We start from the raw sequence: 21,795 nt of genomic DNA on the forward strand, positions 1-21,795 counted from the left end.
CCGACCCGGCGCCAGGGTCACCCGGCCCACTCGCCGTACGACGACCAGGCCCGCAGCACGCGCGGGCTGACGAACCGGTGCTCGCGCCCCGTGACCGGATCGGTGAACTCCAGTACCTGCGCCAGCAGTTGGAGCGGACGCCGGAAGTCGCCGGTCGGCACGGGGCCGGTCACCACCGGGTAGAGGGGGTCGCCGAGGATCGGCACCCCCAAGGCGTTCATGTGCACCCTCAGCTGGTGCGTCTGCCCGGTCCTCGGTGTCAGCCGGTACCTGGCACGCCCGGCTCGGTGCTCCAGCAACTCGACCAGGGTGACGGCATTGGGCTCGCCCGGGACCTCACGGGCCGCCATCACACCGCGCTCCTTGACGATCCGGCTGCGCACGGTGCGCGGCAGGGGCAGTGCCGGGTCGTAGGGGGCCACCGCCTCGTACTCCTTCGCCACCCGCCGGTCGCGGAACAGCGACTGGTACGCCCCGCGTTCCTCCGGCCGAACGGTGAACAGCACCAACCCGGCCGTCAACCGGTCCAGGCGGTGTGCCGCGCCCAGTGCCGGGATGCCGAGCTGTCGCCGCAGCCGCGCCAGGGCCGTCTCGGCCACATGGCTGCCGCGCGGGGTGGTGGCCAGGAAGTGCGGCTTGTCGGCCACGACGAGGTGCTCGTCCCGGTACAGCACGTCGACCTCGAACGGCACCCGTTCCTCATCGGGCAGCTCCCGGTGGAACCACACGAACATGCCCGGCACGTACGCCATGTCCCGCGGCACCGGACGCCCGGTGACGTCCACGATCCGGCCCTCGTCGAGCATGGTGTCGATCACTCCGGGCCCGGCCGCGAGCCGCGCCACGAGGTGATCCCGCACGGTCGCCCACGCGTCCCCGGCCGGCAGGCGCACCCGCACCGGATCCACCCCGTCGCGCTGCGGCAGGGGAGAGGGCGGGGGCGGGGTACGACGTCGCATCGTGATCAAGCGTACGGCGCCGGAACCTGTGCTGGGCCGACGCGGGTGCGTCGGGGCGGGGGTCACGCTCATGACTCCCCAGCGGTGACAGCCTTCTTCGGCGCCCATGGCCCGGCGCGGCGAGCGGGGGCACCTCCCACACCCACTAGCTGGGCTGACGTCGGTGGGCGTGCTCGTCGTGCCCCGCGAGGTGTCTACCGAACGGCGCGGCCTCAGGCCTGAGCCGATAGCGAGGGGTTTGGTGGTGCCAGTGAAGACTGCCACTGATCCACAGGGCCAGGTCCTCCAGCGAGTCCTCGACGACTTCCCACTGGGCGTCGGTGACCTCGTAGAGCCCCCGCATGGCACGCAGGTCGCCGCACGCCGCCAGAAAGTCGGCGGTGGCCTCGTGAACCATGCGAGCGGCCTTGCGAGCGGCTTGGGTCCAGTTGCCGCCACGTGACTGCCGGACTACGGCGGCAAGGTTGTCGGTGTCCCCTGCCGCGAGGTCCTTGTGCAGGGAGTACAGGTCGTTCGTCCAGCTGATCGCGTCGTTCGCGGCAAAACGCACCATGCGGTACAGGTCGCTTCCGGCCACGGTCTCGGGCAACTCCCGGTCGTGACCGACTTCCAGGAGGTCGAAGGACATCTCAACCCCCGACTGCAGCCGCCGGCGGCGGAGGTAAGTAGGCACGCTCACCAGCGGGATGCGGCCCTGCCGGTACGGTCGGGTTCGCAGGGAAAGGGCCAGCCAGTCGCGGTAGTGGGCACGGTACCGGCTCCGCCAGGCCGGCGAGCGCGCCGGTGCCGTACGTCGCCACAGGTCCGCGGCAGCGGTGGCGAGCGGCCCTACGGGCTCCTTCCGGTCGGTGAGATCCACCGGCAGCTGCGCCAGCAGATCGGCCGCCAGTGCCTCTGCCTGTGCGTCGTCGGTGCGTGGATCGTCCAGGACGTCATCGGCCAGCCAATTGTGACCCTGCCACCACGCCACCGTCTCCAGAGCGGCCATCCGGGGATAGGCGTAGGCGGTGAAGCGGGCGAACCCGCTCTGCGCGAACCGCTCTCGCTGTCGCAAGTCCCGGAACAGCCCATGGAAGGACGCCCAGTGCAGGAGACTCTCCTGTACTCGGTCGGCGTCGGGATGCATCCGCACCTCGACCGGACCGTGGAGGGCAGGAACCTGGAATCCCTCCGGCGGCGCGGGCGCAGTGTCCACAACAGTCATCGGGGCACCTCCTCCTGATCAACTCCGTTGCTGGAATGATGTGGATCAGTCGGCGGGGTCCTCTGAGCGGGCGCGTGTGACGGCCAGGGTGAAACGCACCGGCCAGGAGCAGAGCCCTTCATGATGCCCTCCGGGTGATGGAGTCGACCGAATCCATGAACTACGCGCTGTGCTCCATACGCTGCGACTGCGGCGTGGCTGACTTCTGCGGGAATGGGGGCCGCCGACTGAACCGGTCGAGCGGGGCCTCGTCAACCGCATGCCGGGACGTGTCGTCGGTCGCGGCCTTCGAGGCGACCGCCGGTCGGCGCAGATGAGCGGTGGTCACCACCGCCACGACCGCGGCGTCGGCGACGCGGTCGTGGATCGCGTCCACCTTCCAGTGCGCCCGCGGGTTTAGTCAACTGTTCGAGGCTGGTTACGGCTGTTCGCAGGCGACCGTTCCTGGAGGGATTCGCGTCGCCGAACGACCGAACCGACCGCATCGGCGGATATCCCATTGCCGACCATCGCGGACATCGGGTCACCACCCCCACGGGCCCCGGGTGCGACACCCTCTCATGTCGTCAACTCTCCCTGACAGCCCACCTCTTCGCACCATGCGATGGTTTCCGGTCGTCGGAAAGGGTGTGCACCCCGGCGCAGGGAGCGGACGCCGGGGCCGTCCGTCGCGCGGTCTCACGCCCCCTCTGGACGGCGCTCCCCGCGTACCAGGCCGGTTTGCGGCGGCTGGGGCGGCGGTTCGCTGTCGAGGCGGGGTGTTCGGTGCTGTGCGTCGGTGAGGCGCCAGGGGGGTCGGCTTGAACTCGCCCCCTTGCGCTGCTCGCTCAGACGCGATACATCGTGTCTATTGACTATCCGCCCTGAGTCGCGATATGTTCGGTCGCGGATATTCGGAAGCGAGGTGATCGGCATGGCGAGAAAGCGCCGCAAGCTCACCAACCCGTTGGCGCTCGCCGTCATGACGACCCTCTGGCAGAAGCCGATGCATCCGTACGAGATCGCCCAGACCCTGCGCAGCCAGGGCAAGGACGCCAGCACGAAGACCAACTACGGCTCGCTGTACACGGTCGTGCAGAACCTCGAGAAGCACGGCTTCGTCGAGGTGACCGGTGTGGAACGCCAGGGCAACCGCCCCGAGCGCACGGTCTACGGGCTCACCGAGGCCGGACGTCAGGAGATGGCCGAGTGGCTGTCCGACCTGCTCGCCATCCCGGCCAAGGAGTACCCGATCTTCGAGACGGCCCTCTCCCTCATGGCGGCCCTGCCTCCCGAGGAGGTGGAGCGGCTGCTGGAGATGCGGCTGAGCTCGCTGGAGGTACAGGTGGCGAGCGGCCGGGGCGCGCTGGAGAAGCTCTACGAGACCCTGCCGAGGCTGTTCCTCGTCGAGGTCGAGTACCAGCTCCACATGGTCGAGGCGCAGGCGCAGTGGGTCCGCGGTTTCCTCGACGAGGTCAGGAAGGGCTCGCTGCCCGGCGTCGACGAGTGGCGGCGCTTCCATGAAACGGGGGAGCTGCCGGCCGAGTTCACGACTTGAGAAAGACCCCGGCGGGGCTGTTGCAGCAGCTCCGCCGGGGTTTCGAACCCCGAAACGGATCCGCCGTGCGGCGCAGCCGGGTCATCGAGGTGCGGCACACCCAGGATAGCCCGGCGCTGCTCACGCGGAACGATCACGCAACCGCTCATCAGGAGAGCAGTCGTCATGAGCAGTCCCAGCCCGGTCACCCGTGCGCCCGCAGTCGAGGCGCGCGGGCTGATCAAGACCTACGGCGATGTCACCGCCCTCAACGGCATGGACATCACCGTCGAACCCGGCACCGTCTTCGGCCTCCTCGGCCCCAACGGCGCCGGCAAGTCCACCACCGTCAAGATCCTCACCACCCTGGCCCGCCCCGACTCGGGCGCGGCCACCGTCGCCGGCCACGACGTGCTGCGCCACCCGGACCGGGTGCGCCGCGCGATCGGCGTGGTCGCCCAGAACTCCGGCGCCGACCCGGTCGCCACCGGCCGCGAGAACCTAGGGCTCCAGGGCCGGCTCCACGGCTTGAACCGCGCCGACCTCACCCGTCGGGTCGCCGCGCTGCTCGACCGCTTCCGGCTCACCGACGCCGCGGACCGCCCGGTCAAGGGCTACTCCGGCGGGATGCGCCGCCGACTCGACGTCGCCCTCGGGCTCGTGCACCGGCCCGAGGTGCTCTTCCTCGACGAGCCCACCACCGGACTCGACCCCGAGACCCGCGCCGCGATGTGGGACGAGATCGGGCGGCTGGCCGGCGAGGACGGCATGACGGTCCTGCTCACCACGCACTATCTGGAGGAGGCCGACCGGCTCGCCGAGCGCATCGCGATCGTGGACCGCGGCCGGGTCGTCGTCACCGGCACCCCGAGCGCCCTCAAGGGCGAACTCCGCGGCGACGCCGTCCATGTGGAACTGCGCGAACGGGTCGGGGAAGCCGGCCGTACGCTGCTCAGGGGCGCCCTGCGCGGACTGCAGGGCGTACACGAGGTCCTGGTCGACGGGCGCCGTATCAGCGTCCGCGCCGACGAGGGCGCCGCCGCGATGCCCGCACTCCTCGCCGCGCTCGAACGCGCCGGGGTCGGCGTCGCCACCGCGACCGTCGCCCGCCCCTCCCTCGACGACGTCTACCTCCGCTATGTCGGCCGCCGTTACTCGGAGGCCGAAGCCGCCGCCTGCGATGCCGAGGACCTTGTCGTCGCCGGGGCCGGGGGTGCGCGATGAGCACCGCGATCGCCCAGACCTGGTACATGACGCAGCGTCAACTCATGGCGTTCGTACGGCAGCCCGCGTACGCGATCATCACCCTGATCCAGCCGGTGATCTGGCTGTTCCTGTTCGGCAGCCTGTTCAAGAAGGTCGTCGAGCTCGGCGGCTTCGGCACCACCTCCTACCTCGACTACCTGGTGCCGGGCGTCGTCGTGATGAGCGCCCTCAGCTCCAACATGTGGGCCGGGATGGGCACCCTCGACGAGATCCAGCGGGGCACCCTGGACCGGTTCCTGATCACCCCGGTCAGCCGGGCCGCGCTGATGAACGGCAACGTCGTCAACAACGGCCTGGTCACCGCCCTGCAGTCGGTCGTCATCGTGCTGCTCGGCCTGCTGGGCGGCGCCGACTACCCGGGTGGCATCACCGGCACGGCCGTCCTGGTCCTCGCCTCGGTCCTGCTCGGGACGATCTTCGGGGCGCTGTCCAACGCGCTGGGGATGCTCGTGCGGGAACGCGAGTCCATCATCGGCATCAACACCTTCCTGCTGCTGCCGCTGACCTTCCTGTCCTCCGCCTTCATGGCGCCCTCGCAGATGCCGGGCTGGATGCGGCACATCGCCGACTTCAACCCGCTCGACTGGGCGATGGTCGCGGGCCGTTCGGCGATGTCCGACCGGCCCGACTGGGGTGACGTGCTCACCCGGGGCGGCGGGCTGCTGGCGCTGGCGGTGGCCGCGGTGTGGCTGTCCATCCGGACCTTCCGGTCCTACCAGCGGTCGGTCTGAGCGTCCGGGCACGGCAAAGGGGCGGCACATCGAAGGCGCCGCCCCTGCGGGCATCGACACCGGGCTACGCCGCCGGCGCCGACCCCTCCTGCTCCGCTTCGATGCGCGCGTTCCAATCCCGCTTGGAGGCCTGCCAGCCGTCCTCGTCGTGACCGAGCCGCCAGTAACCGGAGATCGACAGGTCCTCGCGGGGCACAGCCCGCTCGACCCGCAGCAGATGGCGCAGCTCCTTCACGAAATGCGCCTCACCGTGCACGAACGCATGCACCCGGCCCTCGGGGAAGTCCAGCGCACGCACGGCCTCGACCAGCATCTCGCCGACGGGACGGGAGCCGCGGTGCAGCCAGATCACCTCCACATCGGAGTCGATCTTCTGCTCCTCCTCGGGGCCGGCGATCTCCACGAACGCGTACGCCACGGCACCGTCCGGCAGCGACTCCAGGGCGCGGGCGATGGCGGGCAGCGCGCTCTCGTCACCGACCAGCAGATGCCAGTCGGCCTCCGGGTCGGGGGCGTAGGCACCGCCGGGGCCCATGAAGCGCACGGTCTCGCCCGGCCGGACGCGCATCGCCCACGGCCCGGCCAGCCCCTCGTCGCCGTGCAGCACGAAGTCCAGGGTCAGCTCGCGATGCTCCGGATCCCAGGCCCGCACGGTGTACGTCCGCACCACCGGCCACTGCTCGCGCGGCAGCTCCTCGCGGATGCGCTCCAGGTCGAAGGGCTCGGGGTAGCTCACACCGGCGGGGGAGAACAGCATCTTCACGTAATGATCCGTGCAGGTGTCCGCCACGAACTCGGCGAGCCCCTCACCGCCCAGCACCACACGCTGCATGTGCGGGGTCAGCCGTTCGGTACGGATGACCTGCGCGGAGTGGGGCCTGCGCGGCTTGCGGGCAGGGCGTAGCGCCATCACTGGCCTCCCTCGTTCCAAGCTTAGGTTTACCTAAGTTAGCACCTCCGTCCGGCGAATGCCGCTATGAACGTTCATGAAAAGGCGCATGTCGCGCACGCACGGAACGAATTCCCCCACGTCACGAGTCCCATGCACGCGATCGTGACGCGGCTCACGCCCCGGTTGATCTCACGCCCCCAGCGTCACGAGCAGTCGATGCAGCGACCTGCCCAGCCCCCAGCGCACCGCCAGCTCATCCAGACCCGCCGCATCCCGGGGCGCGCGCGGCAGCGTGGTGTCCACGTCGGGCAGCGGAACGTCGTGCGCGACCCGCACGACCCTCGGCGCGACGGCGACATACGGCCGCGACTCGTCCAGTCGCTTGCGCTGCGAGGGCGTGAGCTTCGCCTTCGGGTCGTCGACCGCCGCCATGATCCCGGCCAGGTCGCCGAACTCGGCCAGCAGCTTCGCGGCCGTCTTCTCCCCGATCCCGGGCACGCCCGGCAGGCCGTCGCTCGGGTCGCCCCGCAGCAGCGCCAGATCCGCGTACCCCCGGCCGTCGACGCCGTACTTCTCCCGCAGCCACGCCTCGTCGGTGAGCTGGAGGGTGCCGACGCCCTTGAGCGGGTACAGCACCCGCACCCCGCGCTCGTCGTCCACGAGCTGGTACAGGTCGCGGTCCCCGGTGACGATGTCGACCGGGCCCTTCGCGCGCGCCGTGAACGTGCCGATCACGTCGTCCGCCTCGTATCCCTCGACGCCCACGCGCGCGATGCCGAGCGCGTCCAGGACGGCCTCGATGACCGGCACCTGCGGTGACAGCGTGTCGGGCACCTCCTCCTCGTCCGGGCCCGCCGCGTGCTCCTCGGCGACCCGGTGCGCCTTGTAGGAGGGGATCAGCTCGACCCGCCAGTGCGGCCGCCAGTCGGCGTCCATGCAGGCCACCAGCGCGTCCGGCCGGTGGTCCTTGACCAGGCGGTCGATGAAGTCGAGAAGCCCGCGCACGGCGTTCACCGGCGTGCCGTCCGGGGCCTTCACGGAGTCCGGGACGCCGAAATAGGCGCGGAAGTACAGCGAGGCGGTGTCGAGGAGCATCAGTCGTCCGGTCACGCCACGCATCATGCCGTACCGCACTGACAGCGGCCCCCGGGTAAGCGTTCCGTCGCGGTGCGTGGCCCACCCTCCCTGCGTGCCCGCATAGTCACCCGGCATGCCTACGAAAAGGATCCGGCCAACCACACAGCGCTATCCCACCACCCGAGCCGGGCCGCGCGAACTCCCCACGGCCGGCTCCGACTTCCAGGCGGGGTACTCGGTCCTCGCTCGCCCTCCGACCAGGCCCGCCGGTCGCGGCGGAGGCGGGAACACGGGGGAGTGCCGGAGCATTGAACAGAACAGGGGCGTTCGCGGGCTGAGCGGGGGTCAGGGGCGTCACGAGGGCGCCGGGCGGGTCACGGGAGCCGATCCGCTGGCGCGAACCGATGGGTCGCGGTCCCTCCTGTGTGTCGTCGATGTGACGGGCGCATGAAACGGTTTGCCGAACATGCGTAGGGTGCAGAGAACTCAACAGAAGGTGTGCGCCGAACGGTGGGCGCGAGGACAGTGGACCGACGAGCGAAGGAGGGAGCCGGAGCGATGGGCGACCACAAAGAACAGCCCCTTCGGGTGGGCGCGGCCGTGCGGCGGCGACGCCGGGCGCTGGACCTCACCCTCGCCGTCGTGGCCGAACGCAGCGGCCTGTCGGTGCCCTTCCTGAGCCAGGTCGAGAACGACCGGGCACGCCCGAGCCGAAGCTCCCTGGAGAAGGTCGCCGACGCGCTGCGCACGACCGCCGTCGAACTCCTCGCCGCCGCCGACCCGGCGTGCAGCGTCGACGTGGTACGGGCCGACACCACCGAACTGGCGCCGGAGCCGCGGGCCCGGTCCCTGGTGCGCGGTCACCATCAGATGCACGCCTCCGAGTTCACCGGCGACCATGACGCGCGCCGCGAATTCCAGTACCGCAACGACCAGTTGATGTACGTCGCCGACGGCGCCGTGGAGATCGAGGCGGAGGGCCGCGCCTACCGCCTGGGCCGCGGCGACACCCTGTACCTCACCGGCGGGGTGCGCCACCGCTGGCGGGCGACCGTGCCGGACACGCGCGTGGTCGTCGTCGCGGTGGCGGAGCACATCGAGGCGGTCCGGGACCGGCCGGGGCGCTGATGCGCGTCGTCTGTCTGGTGCCGTCCCTGACGGAGGCAGTGGCCGTCTCGGCCCCCGGCGTCCTGGCCGGCGCCACGGACTGGTGCGGCCACCCGGCGGAGCTGGCCGTCCCCCGCGTCGGCGGCACCAAGAACCCGAAGGTCGAGAAGATCCTCGCCCTGACCCCCGACCTCGTCATCGCCAACGAGGAGGAGAACCGCGAGCCCGACCTCGCCGCCCTGCGCGCGGCCGGCGTCGAGGTCCTGGTGACGGAGGTACGGGACGTACCGCAGGCCTTCGTCGAGCTGGCCCGGGTGCTGGACGCCTGCGGGGTGAGGGCACGCCCGCGGTGGCTGGACGAGGCGGAGGAGACCTGGTCGTCGCTGCCGTCCCCGCAGAGCCGTACGACGGCCGTGGTCCCGATCTGGCGGCGCCCCTGGATGGTGCTGGGCCGCGACACCTTCGCCGGCGACGTCCTGGCCCGCCTCGGCGTGCACCACCTGTACGCCACGCACGAGGACCGCTACCCCCGCATCCCCCTGGACGAGCTGCGAGCCGCGTCCCCAGACGTCGTGGTCCTCCCCGACGAGCCGTACCGCTTCGCCGCCGACGACGGCCCGGAGGCGTTTCCCGGCCTGGCCTGCGCGCTCGTCAGCGGACGGCACCTGACGTGGTACGGCCCGTCACTGGCCGAGGCGCCACGGGTGCTGACACGGGCCCTGCGAGCAGCGCGCCGCTGAACAGCCCGAGTGCGGTGTGGACGGCCGCGACAGCCCAGGCGCCGACGAGCACGGCATACAGCCCGACGGCGAGGGCGTCGTACACGACGAGCCCGGTGTGCCGGGCCAGCGCCGCGGCGCCGGTGACACAGGTGCCGACCGGGAAGGTGAACGCCCACCAGGTCATCGCGAACCGCATGCCGTGCCGGCGGGCCCGCAGGACGTGGGCGGTGGCGAGCCCGAACCACAGCAGAGCGAAGCCCATGACGGGCACCCCGTACAGCACCGCGAGCATCCCGAAGCCCTCGCTGTACGGCGCCGGGACCACGCCCGGGGCGATGTCCGCGAACGCGCCGACGGCGGTGGTGGACTGCCCGAGCGGCCCCAGCACCAGAAACAGCGACGGGGTGAGGGCGAGGGGCAGCGGCCCGCCGGTGATCAGCCGGGCGAAGACCAGCGGCAGCATCAGCAGCGTGGCGAGCAGACTGAGCCCGAACATCGCGACACAGGCGAGCAGCAGCGTCTCCCGGGCCTGCCCGGGCGGCAGATGCGGCACCAGCGGCGGCCCGAGCGCGGCGGACACCATGGGCGCCACGAGCGGCAGCAGCCATACCGGCGTGGCCTGCGACGGCTCGATGCGATGGCGTACGGCCATGAGGTACGGCACGGCGAGGGCGGCCGCAAGGCCGATGGCCGTACCGGCGGTGAACAGCACGGCGTCGAGGGCGACCGCCGTACCGGCCCCGATCCAGTCCTCGCCGACGATGACGGCGCCGCCGCCGACGGCCAGCAGGGCCATGGACAGACAGCCGTAGAAGGGCGCCATGGCCGGGTCGAGGAGGTGGGCGCGGGCCTGGTCGCGATGGTGGGCCCAGTGCAGGGCGCGGGCGCCGAGCAGGGTGACGAGCAGGGCGAGGGAGAGGGCCCACACGGTGGTGCAGGCGGTGCGCAGGCCGGGTACGTGGAGCGGCAGTCCGGCTCCGGCGGTGGCGACGGCGGCGGTGCCCATGACGGCGGCGTACCAGTTGGGTCCGAGGTGACGGACGCCGAGGCGGCGGGTGGCGGTGACCATGTGCCGAGGGTCATCTTCGGGGCTCGCCTCCCACCAGGGAGTTTGCCTCTATGAGGACATAAACTGCACTTATGGCAGAGGTGGCGGAGGGGCAGTTTCGCGCGGGGTCCTTGGCGCATCGCGTCCCGGATCTCGGCGCGCTGGAACTGCTGCTGGCGGTGGCGCGGCTCGGGAGTCTGGGTGGGGCGGCGCGTGAGCTGGGGATCACTCAGCCTGCGGCGAGCAGCCGGATCCGGTCGATGGAACGCCAGCTCGGGGTGGCGCTGGTGGACCGGTCACCGCGGGGCTCGCGGCTGACGGACGCCGGGGCGCTGGTGACGGACTGGGCGCGGCGGGTCGTGGAGGCGGCGGAGGCGTTCGACGCGGGGGCGCAGGCGCTCAGGGACCGGCGGGACTCGCGGTTGCGAGTGGCGGCGAGCATGACGATCGCGGAGTATCTGCTGCCGGGGTGGCTGCTCGCGCTGCGGGCACAGCGGCCGGACACGGCGGTGTCGCTGCTGGCGGGGAACTCGGCGGCGGTCGCCGAGCGGCTGCTCGCGGACGAGGCGGACCTGGGGTTCGTGGAGGGGCTGACCGTGCCGACGGGGCTGGACTCGGTCGTCATCGCCCACGACAACCTGATCGTGGTGACCGCGCCGGGGCATCTGTGGTCGCGTCGCCGTCGTCCGCTGGAGGCGTCGGAGCTGTCGGCGACTCCGCTGATCCTGCGGGAGACGGGTTCGGGGACGCGGCAGGTCCTGGACGCGGCGCTGGGCGGCCTGGCTCGCCCGCTGATCGAACTGTCGTCGACGACCGCGGTGAAGGCGGCGGCGGTGAGCGGGGCGGGTCCTGCGGTGCTGAGCGAACTGGCCGTCGGTGAGGAACTGGCGATGCGGCGGCTGGTGAGCGTGCCGGTGGCGGGCGTGTCGCTGGCGCGGGACCTGCGGGCGGTGTGGCCGACGGGGCACCGCCCGGTGGGCCCGGCACGAGACCTGCTGTCGCTGACGCGGGGGTAGTTTCCTCGCCCCCGCCGCCCCTACCCATTCCCGGCCCCCGGGGGCTGCCGCCCCCGGACCCCCGCGTCGGCCCTGAACGGGCCTCGTCCTCAAACGCCGGACGGGCTGAAAACCTCGAGACTCTGGTTCAGCCGCCGGCGGCGACCCGTACCAACTCCCGCATCACCCGCACATCGTCCCCCATCTCCGGATGCCACTGCACGCCCAACACCCACCCCCCGGACGGCAGTTCCAGCGCCTCCACCGTGCCGTCCGCCGCATACGCCGATGCCACAAGACCCTCGCCCAGCCGGTCCACGGCCTGGTGGTGGTACGTCGGCACGGACGTCTCCTCCGGCACCAGCCCGTCGTACAGACTCCCCGGCACCGGCTTCACGGCATGGCTGCCGAAGACGCCCACCACCTCCGCGTGCCCGTCGATGTGCTGCGTGAGCGTGCCGCCGAGGGCGACGTTCAGAAGCTGCATGCCCCGGCAGATGCCCAGCAGCGGCAGCCCCGCCGCCAGCGCCGCGTCGATCAGGGCCAGCTCCCACGCGTCCCGCTCCCGGGCCGGCGGCCCGGTGCGAGGCTCGCGCTGAGCGCCGTAGCGCACCGGCTCCACGTCCGGCCCACCCGCGATGACCAGCCCGTCCAACCGGGCCACGGCCGCCGCCGCGTACTGCGGGGCGTCCGGTGGGAGCATCGCCACCAGGCCGCCGGCCCGCTGCACCAGCCGCGGATAGCCGACCGGCAGCAGCGCCGCGTCCAGCTCCCACACGCCCCAGCGCGCACCGGACTCCAGATAGGTGCTGACCCCGATCAGCGGCCTGGTCACAGCGACTCCCTCACTCTCTACGGCTCAGTCCCGTGCCAACTCTGCCTCGGCCGCCGCCAGCGCCGCGAACTCCTCCTCCGGAGCCTTCGCCACCAGACGCTTACGGCTGTACAGGCCGAAGTACCCGATCGCCACGACGTACACCACCAGCGCGATGAACGCCGCCGTCACGTCCACCAGGAACGTCGCCACCAGCGCCGCACAGGCAAGCACCAGCGCGACCGACGACGTCAGCACCCCGCCCGGCGTGCGGTACGGCCGCGCCAGCTCCGGCTCGCGGCGGCGCAGCACGATGTGGGAGAGGGACATCAGGGCGTAGGAGATGGTGGCGCCGAAGACCGCGATGTTCAGCATGCGCGCGCCGTCGCCCGTCACCGCCGCCAGCAGGAAGCCGATCGTGCCGGGCACCAGCAGGCCCAGGTACGGCGCCTTGCGGCGGCTGGTGAGGGAGAGGAAGCGGGGCAGGTAGCCGGCCCGGGAGAGCGCGAAGAGCTGGCGTGAGCCCGCGTAGATCAGGGAGAAGAAGGAGGCCACGAGGCCCGCCAGGCCCGCGTAGTTCACGATGCGGCTCAGCGTCGTCGCCTCGCCGTCCGGCTGCAGCGCCTCCACCAGCGGGTTGCCCGCCTCCTGGATCGCCGCCGAGCCGCGTGCGCCCGCCGCCGCGAAGAAGGTCACCACGGCCAGCACCACGAGGATGGCCATCGACCAGCGGATCGCCTTCGGCAGGGTACGAGCCGGTTCCTTGGTCTCCTCGGCGGCCAGCGGCACCCCTTCGACTCCCAGGAAGAACCACATCCCGAAGGGGAACGCCGCCCAGATGCCGAGCAGGCCGAAGGGCAGCCAGGAGCTCGATCCCGCCGCCGATGTGTCGACCGGGATGTCGTCCAGCGATCCGAAGGAGAAGTCCGGCAGCGCCGTCAGCGCGAACACGATCAGGGCCGCCACCGCGATGCCGGTGACCACGAAGCTGAAGCGCAGCGCCTCGCCCACGCCCCAGAGGTGGATGCCGAGGAAGATCGCGAAGCAGACCAGGTACATCGGCCAGCCGGACTCCAGGCCGAACAGGCCCAGGGACTCGACGTAGTCCCCGATGAAGATGACGATCGCGGCGGGCGCGAGGACGTACTCGATGAGGATCGCCGTACCGGTGAGGAAGCCGCCCCACGGGCCGAGCGCCCGGCGTGCGAAGCCGTAGCCGCCGCCCGCAGTGGGCAGGATCGCGGACAGCTCGGCGAGGGCGAAGACCATGCAGGCGTACATCGCGCCCATCAGCACCATGGCGATCGCCAGGCCGCCGAAGCCGCCCTCGGCCAGACCGAAGTTCCAGCCGGAGAAGTCGCCGGAGACGACGTAGGCGACACCGAGACCGGTCAGCAGCACCCAGCCGGCGCTGCCGCGGCGCAGGGCTCTGCGCTCCAGATAGTCGTCCGCCTGCGCGGCGGTGGATGAGCTTGTGGATTCCAGGGACATGGGCCAACTCCCACGGGCGGCGGACTCCGGGCATTTCCGGGCACGGTGGGGTCGACCGAGCTCCGGCTCAATGGAATGGATCCATACCTTTGCGGGGTTGGTCGCTCAAGGCAATACCCTTGCGTTAATCGGGCGTAAATCCACGCTCACGCGGTGCGCGGGCCGCCTTCAGCCCAGGAATCCCCGCAAGAGCGCCGCCGTACCTCCACAGTGCTCGCGCATGATCTCCCGCGCGCACTCGGCGTTGCCCTCGATCACGGCCTCCACCAGCGCGGTGTGCTGGCGCTGGGAGTGCTCCAGGTTGCGCACGAGCAGTGGGATGCAGTCGAGCAGGTCGTTCACCGTCGCGCGTACGGCCGCGTACTGCGCGGTGAGGGTGGGGGAGCCGGAGAGCTCGGCCAGCGTCAGGTGCAGCAGCGTGTCCAGGCGGCGGTACTCCGAGAGCGGGGCGTCGTGGGTGCGGGCCAGCGCCTCGCGCAGCCGGCCCGCCTGCTCCTCGTCCATCCCGTGCGCGGCGCACAGCCCGGCCGCGCCCACCTCCAGCACCTCGCGGAAGCGCAGCGCGTCCTCCACGTCGATGCCCTTCAGCCGGCGGCGCAGCTCCTCCTCGCCGGGCGTCACGGAGCGCGGCAGCACGAACGTGCCGCCGTAGCGGCCGCGCCGGGACTCCACCAGCCCCTGGTCCTGGAGCACCTTCAGCACCTCGCGCAGCGTCACCCGGCTGATCCCCAGCCGGTCCGCCAGCTCGCGCTCGGCGGGCAGCCGCTCGCCGCCCGGCACCAGGCCGAGCCGTACGACCTGGAGGATCTGCTCCAGGGCCTCCTCGAAACCATTGCCGGCCCGCACCGGCCGCAGCACCGGGGTCAGCCGGTCATCGGCCTCGGGCGCCCCGTGCTCCGTACCCGCCTGCGACATGTGGTCGGACCCCCTTCCCAATCAATGGTCCTGAGCAATACCTTATGGCTTCCGGCTGACCGAAGTAGCCGAAGGAGGCTCTCCCGTGGCAGACCGCACACCCCCGCTGAGCGTCGAGGAGCTGCACGCCCTCGTCGCCGGCGGTGAGATCGACACTGTCGTCCTGGCTTTCCCCGATATGCAAGGGCGGCTCCAGGGCAAGCGGTTCGCCGCCCGTTTCTTCCTCGACGAGGTCCTCCACCACGGCACCGAGGGCTGCAACTACCTGCTCGCCGTCGACACCGAGATGAACACCGTCGACGGCTACGCCATGTCCTCCTGGGACCGCGGCTACGGCGACTTCGCCATGCACCCCGACCTCGCCACGCTGCGCCGCGTGCCCTGGAACGCGGGCACGGCCATGCTCGTCGCCGACCTCGCCTGGAGCGACGGCTCGCCCGTGGTGGCCGCACCCCGCCAGATCCTGCGCCGCCAGCTCGAGCGCCTGGCCGAGCTCGGGTACACGGCGAACGTCGGCACCGAGCTGGAGTTCATCGTCTTCAAGGACACCTACGAGCAGGCCTGGGACGCGGGCTACCGAGGGCTCACACCGGCGAACCAGTACAACATCGACTACTCGGTGCTCGGGACCGGGCGGATCGAGCCCCTGCTGCGCCGTATCCGCAACGAGATGGCGGGCGCCGGGCTCACCGTCGAGTCCGCCAAGGGCGAGTGCAACCCGGGACAGCACGAGATCGCCTTCAAGTACGACGAGGCCCTGGTCACCTGCGACCAGCACGCCATCTACAAGACCGGCGCCAAGGAGATCGCCGCCCAGGAGGGCGTCTCGATCACCTTCATGGCCAAGTACAACGAGCGGGAGGGCAACTCCTGCCACATCCACCTCTCGCTCGCGGACGCGGCGGGCGACAACGCCATGGCCGGGGACGGCGAGGGCGGCATGTCGGACGTCATGCGCCACTTCCTCGCCGGGCAACTGGCCGCGCTGCGGGACTTCTCGCTGCTGTACGCCCCGCACATCAACTCCTACAAGCGGTTCCAGCCGGGCTCCTTCGCCCCGACCGCCGTCGCCTGGGGTCACGACAACCGCACCTGCGCGCTGCGCGTCGTCGGCCACGGCCGCTCCATGCGCTTCGAGAACCGGCTCCCGGGCGGCGACGTCAACCCGCACCTCGCCGTCGCCGGACTGGTCGCCGCAGGGCTGTACGGCATCGAGCAGAAGCTGGAGCTGCCCGAGCCCTGCCCCGGCAACGCCTACACCGCCGGCTTCGAGCACGTCCCCACGACCCTGCGCGAGGCCGCCGAGCTCTGGGAGAACAGCCCGATCGCCAAGGCCGCCTTCGGCGACGAGGTCGTCGCCCACTACCGCAACATGGCGCGCGTCGAGCTGGACGCCTTCGACGCCGCGGTGACCGACTGGGAGCTGCGCCGCTCCTTCGAACGCATGTGAGGCCCTTCTTGTCCGACCAGCTCCAGGTACTGAATCCGGCCACCGAAGAGATCGTCGCCACCGTCCCGGCCGCCACCGCGGCCGACGTGGACGCCGCCGTCGTACGCGCCGCCAAGGCACAGTCGGCGTGGGCCGCCCTCGCCCCCGGCGAGCGCGCCCGGCTGCTGCGCCGGTTCGCGGTCGAGGTGGACGAACACCTCGAAGAACTCGCCCAGTTGGAAGTGCGCGAGGCCGGGCACACCGTCGGCAACGCCCGCTGGGAGGCGGGCAACGTCCGCGATCTGCTCGACTACGCCGCCGGGGGAGTGGAACGCCTCAACGGCCGTCAGATCCCGGTCCCCGGCGGCCTGAACGTCACCATCCTCGAACCGCTCGGCGTCGTCGGCGTCATCGCGCCCTGGAACTTCCCGATGCCGATCGCTGCCTGGGGCACGGCCCCGGCGCTCGCGGCCGGCAACGCGGTCCTCCTCAAGCCCGCCGAGACGACCCCGCTGACGGCCCGGCGGCTGGCGGAGCTGGCCCTGGAGGCCGGGCTTCCCGAGGGCCTGTTCCAGGTGCTCCCCGGCCACGGCCCCGTCGCCGGCAACGCCCTCGTCGAGCACCCGGGCGTCGCGAAGATCGTCTTCACCGGGTCGACGGCCGTGGGCAAACAGGTGCTGGCGAAGGGATCGGCGCTCCTCAAGCGCGTCACCCTCGAACTCGGCGGCAAGAGCCCCAACATCGTCTTCGCCGACGCCGACCTGGAAGCCGCCGCGGCCGCCGCGCCCATGTCCTTCCTCGACAACGCCGGCCAGGACTGCTGCGCCCGCACCCGCATCCTCGTCCAGCGCTCCGCCTACGACCGCTTCATGGAGCTGCTCGCCCCCGCCATCGAGGCGGTGACCGTCGGCGACCCCGCCGACGAGACGACCGACATGGGCCCGCTCATCTCCAAGGTCCAGCTCGACCGGGTCCGTTCGTACGTCACCGACGACCTCGACGGCATCCGCGGCAAGGCCCCCGAGGGCCCCGGCTTCTGGTTCCCGCCCACCGTCCTCACCGGCGTCGACGCACACGCGCGCGTGGCCGTCGAGGAGGTCTTCGGCCCCGTCGCCGTGGTCCTCCCCTTCGCGGACGAGGCGGAGGCCGTCGCCCTCGCCAACGCCACCGACTACGGCCTCTCCGGCTCCCTGTGGACCCGCGACGTCGGCCGCGCCCTGCGCGTCTCCCAGGCGGTGCGGGCCGGCAACCTGTCCGTCAACTCCCACTCCAGCGTCCGCTACTGGACCCCGTTCGGCGGCTTCAAGCAGTCCGGCATCGGCCGCGAGCTGGGCCCGGACGCCCTGACCGCCTTCACCGAGACCAAGAACGTCTTCATCAGCACCGAAAGCACGGAAGGCCCCGCACAGTGACCGAAGAGATTGTGTGCCGCCGACTGGTCGGCCGTACCGCCGTCATCACCGGCGCCGGCAGTGGCATCGGCCTCGCCGCCGCCCGCCGGCTCGCCTCCGAGGGCGCGCACGTCGTCTGCGGCGACGTCGACGAACAGCGCGGCAAGGCGGCCGCCGAGGAGGTCGGCGGGACCTTCGTCAAGGTCGACGTCACCGACGCCGAGCAGGTCGAGGCGCTCTTCAAGACGGCGTACGACACCTACGGCAGCGTCGACATCGCCTTCAACAACGCCGGCATCTCGCCGCCCGACGACGACTCCATCCTGGAGACCGGCCTGGAGGCCTGGAAGCGCGTCCAGGAGGTCAACCTCACCTCCGTCTACCTGTGCTGCAAGGCCGCCATCCCCTACATGCGGCAGCAGGGCAGGGGCTCCATCATCAACACGGCGTCCTTCGTGGCGAGGATGGGCGCCGCCACGTCCCAGATCTCGTACACCGCCTCCAAGGGCGGCGTGCTGGCCATGTCCCGCGAACTGGGCGTGCAGTTCGCCCGCGACGGCATCCGGGTCAACGCCCTGTGCCCGGGACCGGTCAACACCCCGCTGCTGCAGGAACTGTTCGCCAAGGACCCGGAGCGCGCCGCGCGCCGGCTCGTGCACATCCCCCTCGGGCGCTTCGCCGAGGCCGAGGAGATCGCCGCCGCCGTCGCCTTCCTGGCCAGCGACGACTCCTCGTTCGTGAACGCCACCGACTTCCTGGTCGACGGCGGAATCTCGGGGGCGTACGTCACGCCGCTGTAGGCCGCTCTACAGTTTCCGGAATGAGCATGACGCCCCCGCCCGGCTGGTACCGCGACCCCTCCGCCCCGCACCTGGAGCGCTGGTGGGACGGCACGGCCTGGACCGAGCACCGGCGCGCCCCCGAGGACGCGGCACCGCCGGCACCGACGCCACCGGCGCCCGCCCCGCAGGCCTACGGGCCGCCGCCGGTGACCGCGCCGATGACGCCCGGGCCGCCGTCCGCCGACGGTGCCTCCGGGCGCACGCCCAAGGTCGTCGCCCTGATCGCCGCGGGGGCCGTCCTGCTCACGGCGCTCGTCACGGGCGTGATCGTCCTGCGCGAGAACGACGGGGGCGCGGAGGCGGAGACCGCGCCCACGCTCGCGACCTCGCAGCCCACGCAGCGCGAGCCGGACTCCGGCACCCCCACCCCGACCGAGACCGCCTCCGAGCCCTCCGCCGACGACCCGGCCGTAGTCACCGACGAGCTCAACGGATTCACCCTGCCGCTGCTCGACGGCTGGGTCAGACCACGCAACCTCGCCGAGGCCGACGTCCTCATGACCACCGACGGCACCTACCAGTGCCCCGTCGACTTCGGCTACTGCCGGCGCGGCAAGGTCATCTCGCGCACCGCGTCCGCGGACGACGGCACGTCCCCCGAGGCGATCGCCAAGGCGGACATCCAGGACGCGGCGAACGACGCCTACGACCGCGACCTCGTCGGCCGCAGCCCCTTCGGGGGCATCAAGTCCCACAAGGCCGTCGGCTCCGGCCCGGTCTCGGTGGCGGGCCGCGCCGGCTACTTCGTGCGCTGGCGGGTCACCACGGCCAAGGGACCGGGCGGCTACGTCCAGTCCCTCGCGTTCGCGTCCACCGTCGGCACCGAGTCGCCGGTCGTCGTCCGTTACGTCTTCGACGCGGGCGAGGACGGCCCGCCGCTGGCCGACATGGACCGCTTCACCAAGGGCATCCGATCGGCCCGCTGACCTACAGGAACGTGTGCCCCTCGCCGCGATACGTCGGCACGGTTCCGGTCACCGAGTCTCCCTCGACGAGGTGCAGCGCCTCGAACCGCTCGCACAACTCACCGGCCTTCGCATGCCGGAACCACACCTTGTCGCCGATCAGCAGATCGTCGGCGGGGGAGCCGAGCAGCGGCGTCTGCACCTCGCCGGGCCCCTCCTGGGGGTCGTACCGAAGCCCCTCGGGCAGATACGGCACCGGCAGCCGGTCGGCTCCCGCCGCACCGGAGGCCGGATACCCGCCGCCGAGGACGGTCACCACGCCCACACCCGGCCGACGCACCACCGGCTGGGCGAACAGCGCGGCCGGACGCCCGCTGAAGGACGTGTAGTTGTCGAACAGCCGCGGGACGTACAGCCCCGACCCGGCCCCGATCTCCGTCACGGCGTCCTCGGCGGCCGTGAACTGCACACTGCCGGTCCCGCCGCCGTTGACGAACTCCAGCCCAGGCACCACGGCCCGCACCGCCCGCACCACCTCGGCCCGCCGCTCGGCGAGTTCGCGCCGCGCGGCGGCCTGCATCAGCCGTACGGCCCGCGACCGCACCGGCCGCCCGGCCACGGAGTCACCCACCCCGGCGATATGCCCCTCGTACGCCATGATCCCGACGACCTCGAACCCCGGCCGCCGGGCGACGGCACGGGCCACGTCGGCGACCTGGGCGGGGGAGTGCAGCGGCGAACGCCGGGCGCCGACCCGCATCCGTCCCCCCAGCAGCCTCAGCGTGGTGTCCAACTCCAGGCAGACCCGCACCACTTCCCGACCGCCGTTGCGTGACCCGTCGATCAGCCGCAACTGTGCCGGGTCGTCGATCATCACGGTGACGGCGGAAGCGAGCTTGGGGTCGCCGGTCAGCTCGGCGAACGCGGCGCGGTCGGCCGACGGATAGGCGAGCAGGACGTCGTCGAACCCGGAGCGCGCCAGCCACAAGGACTCGGCCAGCGTGAAGGCCATGATCCCCGCGAACCCGTCCTTCGCGAGCACCCGCTCCAGCAGGGCCCGGCACCGTACGGACTTGCTGGCGACGCGGATCGGCTTCCCGCCGGCCCGGCGGACCAGGTCGTCGGCGTTGGCGTCGAAGGCGTCCAGGTCAACGATCGCGAGAGGGGCGTCGAGATGGGCGGTGGCCCGGTCGTAACGGGCCCGGTCGGCGGCGCGCGCAGTCATGAACGCAGCCTGCCAGACGGGATTACCGCAGGGTAGGGGGACGTTCCGGGCAGATGTGCACGGGGTCGTGGACTGGTTCCCGTTCGCGCAGGTTCAACCCGTAGAGTGACGCGCACGCATGTGGGGACGTCCCCGGCCGCGCGGTCGCGCCGGGATGACGTACCCCCGGTGCGGGTATGCGTGCCTGGTCGGAGGAGTCCGTGCCGGGCGGGGCAGACCGAAAACGGGACGGCGGCCCGCGCACGAGGACGGGCCCGGGCACAGGGAAACGGGGGGTGCATGAGCACGGAAGCGCGACGCGCCCCCATCCCCCCACGCCCCCCCACGCCCCCTCCGCCGACCGTCCCACCCCGCCCGACGACACCGCCGACTGTCGGCGACGGACGGGACGACGACGTGGCCGGCGAGGCCGTGCGAGCGGAGGGCATGGTCGGCGGGGGCGTGCGAGCGGAGGGCATGGCTGGCGGGGCCGCGCGAACGGAGGGCACTGTGCCAGGCGGCGTCGGCACGAGGCCGGATCACACCGACGGCTCGTCGGAGGGACGTACGACCGCGCTGGAGGGACGTACGACCGCGCTGGAGGGACGTACGACCGCGCCGGGCGGACGCGCAACCGCGCCGGGCGGCACCCAGCCCCAGCCGAGCGCACGCATCCCGTCCCCCGCAGTCGGCACCTCCGGTACCGCCGACGCCCCGCCCCCGCCCCGAGCCTCGGCCCGCTTCCCGGACGCGCCGCCCATGGCAGGGCGTACGGACGTCGGCGGCGGATCTCGCGAAGTGGGCGGCCCGACGCGCTCCGAGGGCTCCGGCACACCGCCCCGCCCGGCCGGCCGGCCCTCGGCACCTCGCCGCACGAGCGCTCCCGCCGAGACCGCCGCGGAGTCGACGTTCCACCTCCGCCCGATCCCCGCGAACCCATCACCCGACACCGGCAACCGCCCGCCCACCGCGCAGGGTTCCACCGGAACCGCTCCGGGTCCTGGCACCGCGCCCGGCCAGGGTCCCGCCGGCACACCGTCCCAGCGGGGTTCCACGGGCATGCCGCCACAGCGCGGCACCGCCGCCAGGCAGCGCTCCGCGGGCACGCCTCCCCTCCCGGGTACCGCCCCTGGGCAGGGTGGTGCTGTCGGCACGCCTCGGCGGCCGGGCGGCGCCTCCGGCCCGGATTCCGTCGGCATGCCTCCTCGCTCGGGTACCGCCCCTGGGCAGGGTGGTGCTGTCGGCACGCCTCGGCGGCCGGGCGGCGCCTCCGGCCCGGATTCCGTC

General features: G+C 72.1%; 21 protein-coding genes. 10 read left to right on the forward strand and 11 right to left on the reverse strand.

Features of this window, described 5'->3' with window-relative positions:
• Positions 1–17 precede the first annotated feature (17 nt).
• The 3 genes from ACP4J3_RS13980 to ACP4J3_RS13990 form a co-directional block, all read right to left on the reverse strand.
• On the reverse strand, positions 18–959 hold the full coding sequence (locus ACP4J3_RS13980) for an RluA family pseudouridine synthase (RefSeq protein WP_426534008.1): 942 nt from the start codon (positions 957–959) through the stop codon (positions 18–20).
• 145 nt (positions 960–1,104) lie between these two features.
• Positions 1,105–2,163: a terpene synthase family protein gene (locus tag ACP4J3_RS13985; protein ID WP_426534010.1), complete on the reverse strand. Its 1,059-nt coding sequence runs from the start codon at positions 2,161–2,163 to the stop codon at positions 1,105–1,107.
• Between the two features lie 160 nt (positions 2,164–2,323).
• Positions 2,324–2,539 carry a DUF6192 family protein gene (locus ACP4J3_RS13990; protein ID WP_426534012.1) on the reverse strand — a complete coding sequence of 72 codons (216 nt, stop codon included), beginning with the start codon at positions 2,537–2,539 and terminating at the stop codon, positions 2,324–2,326.
• A gap of 537 nt (positions 2,540–3,076) precedes the next feature.
• Here ACP4J3_RS13990 and ACP4J3_RS13995 point away from each other — a divergent pair.
• From ACP4J3_RS13995 to ACP4J3_RS14005, 3 genes are all read left to right on the forward strand, one after another.
• Positions 3,077–3,700 carry a PadR family transcriptional regulator gene (locus ACP4J3_RS13995; protein ID WP_426534014.1) on the forward strand — a complete coding sequence of 208 codons (624 nt, stop codon included), beginning with the start codon at positions 3,077–3,079 and terminating at the stop codon, positions 3,698–3,700.
• Positions 3,701–3,865: 165 nt separating this feature from the next.
• The gene (locus ACP4J3_RS14000) at positions 3,866–4,903 is read left to right on the forward strand and encodes an ABC transporter ATP-binding protein (protein WP_426534016.1); all 1,038 of its coding nucleotides are present in this window, start codon (positions 3,866–3,868) and stop codon (positions 4,901–4,903) included.
• Positions 4,900–5,676, forward strand: coding sequence for an ABC transporter permease (locus tag ACP4J3_RS14005; protein ID WP_426534018.1), 777 nt, complete (start codon positions 4,900–4,902; stop codon positions 5,674–5,676). Before ACP4J3_RS14000 ends, ACP4J3_RS14005 begins: the two co-directional genes overlap by 4 nt.
• A gap of 64 nt (positions 5,677–5,740) precedes the next feature.
• On the opposite strand, the gene ACP4J3_RS14010 is transcribed toward ACP4J3_RS14005, so the two are convergent.
• Both ACP4J3_RS14010 and ACP4J3_RS14015 read right to left on the reverse strand, forming a co-directional pair.
• Entirely contained in the window at positions 5,741–6,586 is an 846-nt protein-coding gene (locus ACP4J3_RS14010; protein WP_426534020.1) for a siderophore-interacting protein, read from the reverse strand.
• 171 nt (positions 6,587–6,757) lie between these two features.
• Entirely contained in the window at positions 6,758–7,687 is a 930-nt protein-coding gene (locus ACP4J3_RS14015) for a 5'-3' exonuclease (RefSeq protein ID WP_426534049.1), read from the reverse strand.
• A gap of 516 nt (positions 7,688–8,203) precedes the next feature.
• On the opposite strand from ACP4J3_RS14015, the gene ACP4J3_RS14020 reads away from it, so the two are divergent.
• Positions 8,204–8,773 carry a helix-turn-helix domain-containing protein gene (locus ACP4J3_RS14020; RefSeq protein ID WP_426534022.1) on the forward strand — a complete coding sequence of 190 codons (570 nt, stop codon included), beginning with the start codon at positions 8,204–8,206 and terminating at the stop codon, positions 8,771–8,773.
• Positions 8,773–9,492: a helical backbone metal receptor gene (locus ACP4J3_RS14025; protein ID WP_426534024.1), complete on the forward strand. Its 720-nt coding sequence runs from the start codon at positions 8,773–8,775 to the stop codon at positions 9,490–9,492. Before ACP4J3_RS14020 ends, ACP4J3_RS14025 begins: the two co-directional genes overlap by 1 nt.
• Here ACP4J3_RS14025 and ACP4J3_RS14030 read toward each other — a convergent pair.
• Positions 9,404–10,543 carry a TDT family transporter gene (locus ACP4J3_RS14030; protein ID WP_426534026.1) on the reverse strand — a complete coding sequence of 380 codons (1,140 nt, stop codon included), beginning with the start codon at positions 10,541–10,543 and terminating at the stop codon, positions 9,404–9,406. The genes ACP4J3_RS14025 and ACP4J3_RS14030 overlap by 89 nt on opposite strands.
• Positions 10,544–10,614: 71 nt before the next feature.
• Here ACP4J3_RS14030 and ACP4J3_RS14035 point away from each other — a divergent pair, with 71 nt between their 5' ends.
• On the forward strand, positions 10,615–11,538 hold the full coding sequence (locus tag ACP4J3_RS14035) for a LysR family transcriptional regulator (RefSeq protein WP_426534028.1): 924 nt from the start codon (positions 10,615–10,617) through the stop codon (positions 11,536–11,538).
• A gap of 127 nt (positions 11,539–11,665) precedes the next feature.
• Here ACP4J3_RS14035 and ACP4J3_RS14040 read toward each other — a convergent pair whose 3' ends face one another.
• From ACP4J3_RS14040 to ACP4J3_RS14050, 3 genes are all read right to left on the reverse strand, one after another.
• On the reverse strand, positions 11,666–12,340 hold the full coding sequence (locus ACP4J3_RS14040; RefSeq protein ID WP_426534051.1) for a gamma-glutamyl-gamma-aminobutyrate hydrolase family protein: 675 nt from the start codon (positions 12,338–12,340) through the stop codon (positions 11,666–11,668).
• A gap of 36 nt (positions 12,341–12,376) precedes the next feature.
• Positions 12,377–13,822: an ethanolamine permease gene (gene eat, locus ACP4J3_RS14045; RefSeq protein WP_426534030.1), complete on the reverse strand. Its 1,446-nt coding sequence runs from the start codon at positions 13,820–13,822 to the stop codon at positions 12,377–12,379.
• A gap of 168 nt (positions 13,823–13,990) precedes the next feature.
• Positions 13,991–14,737: a FadR/GntR family transcriptional regulator gene (locus ACP4J3_RS14050; protein ID WP_426534032.1), complete on the reverse strand. Its 747-nt coding sequence runs from the start codon at positions 14,735–14,737 to the stop codon at positions 13,991–13,993.
• 85 nt (positions 14,738–14,822) lie between these two features.
• On the opposite strand from ACP4J3_RS14050, the gene ACP4J3_RS14055 reads away from it, so the two are divergent.
• From ACP4J3_RS14055 to ACP4J3_RS14070, 4 genes are read left to right on the forward strand one after another with little or no spacing between them, the layout of a single operon-like run.
• Positions 14,823–16,187 (forward strand): glutamine synthetase family protein, encoded by a 1,365-nt coding sequence (locus ACP4J3_RS14055; protein WP_426534033.1) that lies wholly within the window; start codon positions 14,823–14,825, stop codon positions 16,185–16,187.
• Between the two features lie 8 nt (positions 16,188–16,195).
• Positions 16,196–17,578: an aldehyde dehydrogenase family protein gene (locus ACP4J3_RS14060; protein WP_426534035.1), complete on the forward strand. Its 1,383-nt coding sequence runs from the start codon at positions 16,196–16,198 to the stop codon at positions 17,576–17,578.
• Positions 17,575–18,357, forward strand: a complete 783-nt coding sequence (locus ACP4J3_RS14065; protein ID WP_426534037.1) for a 3-oxoacyl-ACP reductase — start codon at positions 17,575–17,577, stop codon at positions 18,355–18,357. The genes ACP4J3_RS14060 and ACP4J3_RS14065 overlap by 4 nt, the downstream gene beginning before the upstream one ends.
• 26 nt (positions 18,358–18,383) lie before the next feature.
• Complete coding sequence (locus ACP4J3_RS14070; protein ID WP_426534053.1) at positions 18,384–19,325, forward strand: DUF2510 domain-containing protein; 942 nt, start codon at positions 18,384–18,386, stop codon at positions 19,323–19,325.
• 1 nt (position 19,326) lies between these two features.
• Here the strand turns inward: ACP4J3_RS14070 and ACP4J3_RS14075 are convergent, their stop codons facing one another.
• Together ACP4J3_RS14075 and ACP4J3_RS14080 are read right to left on the reverse strand one after the other, a co-directional pair.
• Positions 19,327–20,529, reverse strand: a complete 1,203-nt coding sequence (locus tag ACP4J3_RS14075; RefSeq protein WP_426534039.1) for an amino acid deaminase/aldolase — start codon at positions 20,527–20,529, stop codon at positions 19,327–19,329.
• Positions 20,530–21,047: 518 nt separating this feature from the next.
• A complete protein-coding gene (locus ACP4J3_RS14080) occupies positions 21,048–21,614 on the reverse strand; it encodes a hypothetical protein (RefSeq protein ID WP_426534041.1) in 567 nt (188 codons plus the stop codon).
• Between the last annotated feature and the right edge of the window lie 181 nt (positions 21,615–21,795).

It is taken from the genome of Streptomyces sp. UG1 (genome assembly GCF_049974585.1).
Taxonomy (GTDB): domain Bacteria; phylum Actinomycetota; class Actinomycetes; order Streptomycetales; family Streptomycetaceae; genus Streptomyces.

Coding starts and splice junctions, on each gene's coding strand:
- ACP4J3_RS13980 (WP_426534008.1), bottom strand. CDS start 959: ATGCGACGTCGTACCCCGCCCCCGCCCTCTCCCCTGCCGCAGCGCGAC.
- ACP4J3_RS13985 (WP_426534010.1), bottom strand. CDS start 2,163: ATGACTGTTGTGGACACTGCGCCCGCGCCGCCGGAGGGATTCCAGGTT.
- ACP4J3_RS13995 (WP_426534014.1), top strand. CDS start 3,077: ATGGCGAGAAAGCGCCGCAAGCTCACCAACCCGTTGGCGCTCGCCGTC.
- ACP4J3_RS14000 (WP_426534016.1), top strand. CDS start 3,866: ATGAGCAGTCCCAGCCCGGTCACCCGTGCGCCCGCAGTCGAGGCGCGC.
- ACP4J3_RS14005 (WP_426534018.1), top strand. CDS start 4,900: ATGAGCACCGCGATCGCCCAGACCTGGTACATGACGCAGCGTCAACTC.
- ACP4J3_RS14010 (WP_426534020.1), bottom strand. CDS start 6,586: ATGGCGCTACGCCCTGCCCGCAAGCCGCGCAGGCCCCACTCCGCGCAG.
- ACP4J3_RS14015 (WP_426534049.1), bottom strand. CDS start 7,687: ATGCGTGGCGTGACCGGACGACTGATGCTCCTCGACACCGCCTCGCTG.
- ACP4J3_RS14020 (WP_426534022.1), top strand. CDS start 8,204: ATGGGCGACCACAAAGAACAGCCCCTTCGGGTGGGCGCGGCCGTGCGG.
- ACP4J3_RS14025 (WP_426534024.1), top strand. CDS start 8,773: ATGCGCGTCGTCTGTCTGGTGCCGTCCCTGACGGAGGCAGTGGCCGTC.
- ACP4J3_RS14030 (WP_426534026.1), bottom strand. CDS start 10,543: ATGGTCACCGCCACCCGCCGCCTCGGCGTCCGTCACCTCGGACCCAAC.
- ACP4J3_RS14035 (WP_426534028.1), top strand. CDS start 10,615: ATGGCAGAGGTGGCGGAGGGGCAGTTTCGCGCGGGGTCCTTGGCGCAT.
- eat (WP_426534030.1), bottom strand. CDS start 13,822: ATGTCCCTGGAATCCACAAGCTCATCCACCGCCGCGCAGGCGGACGAC.
- ACP4J3_RS14050 (WP_426534032.1), bottom strand. CDS start 14,737: ATGTCGCAGGCGGGTACGGAGCACGGGGCGCCCGAGGCCGATGACCGG.
- ACP4J3_RS14070 (WP_426534053.1), top strand. CDS start 18,384: ATGACGCCCCCGCCCGGCTGGTACCGCGACCCCTCCGCCCCGCACCTG.
- ACP4J3_RS14075 (WP_426534039.1), bottom strand. CDS start 20,529: ATGACTGCGCGCGCCGCCGACCGGGCCCGTTACGACCGGGCCACCGCC.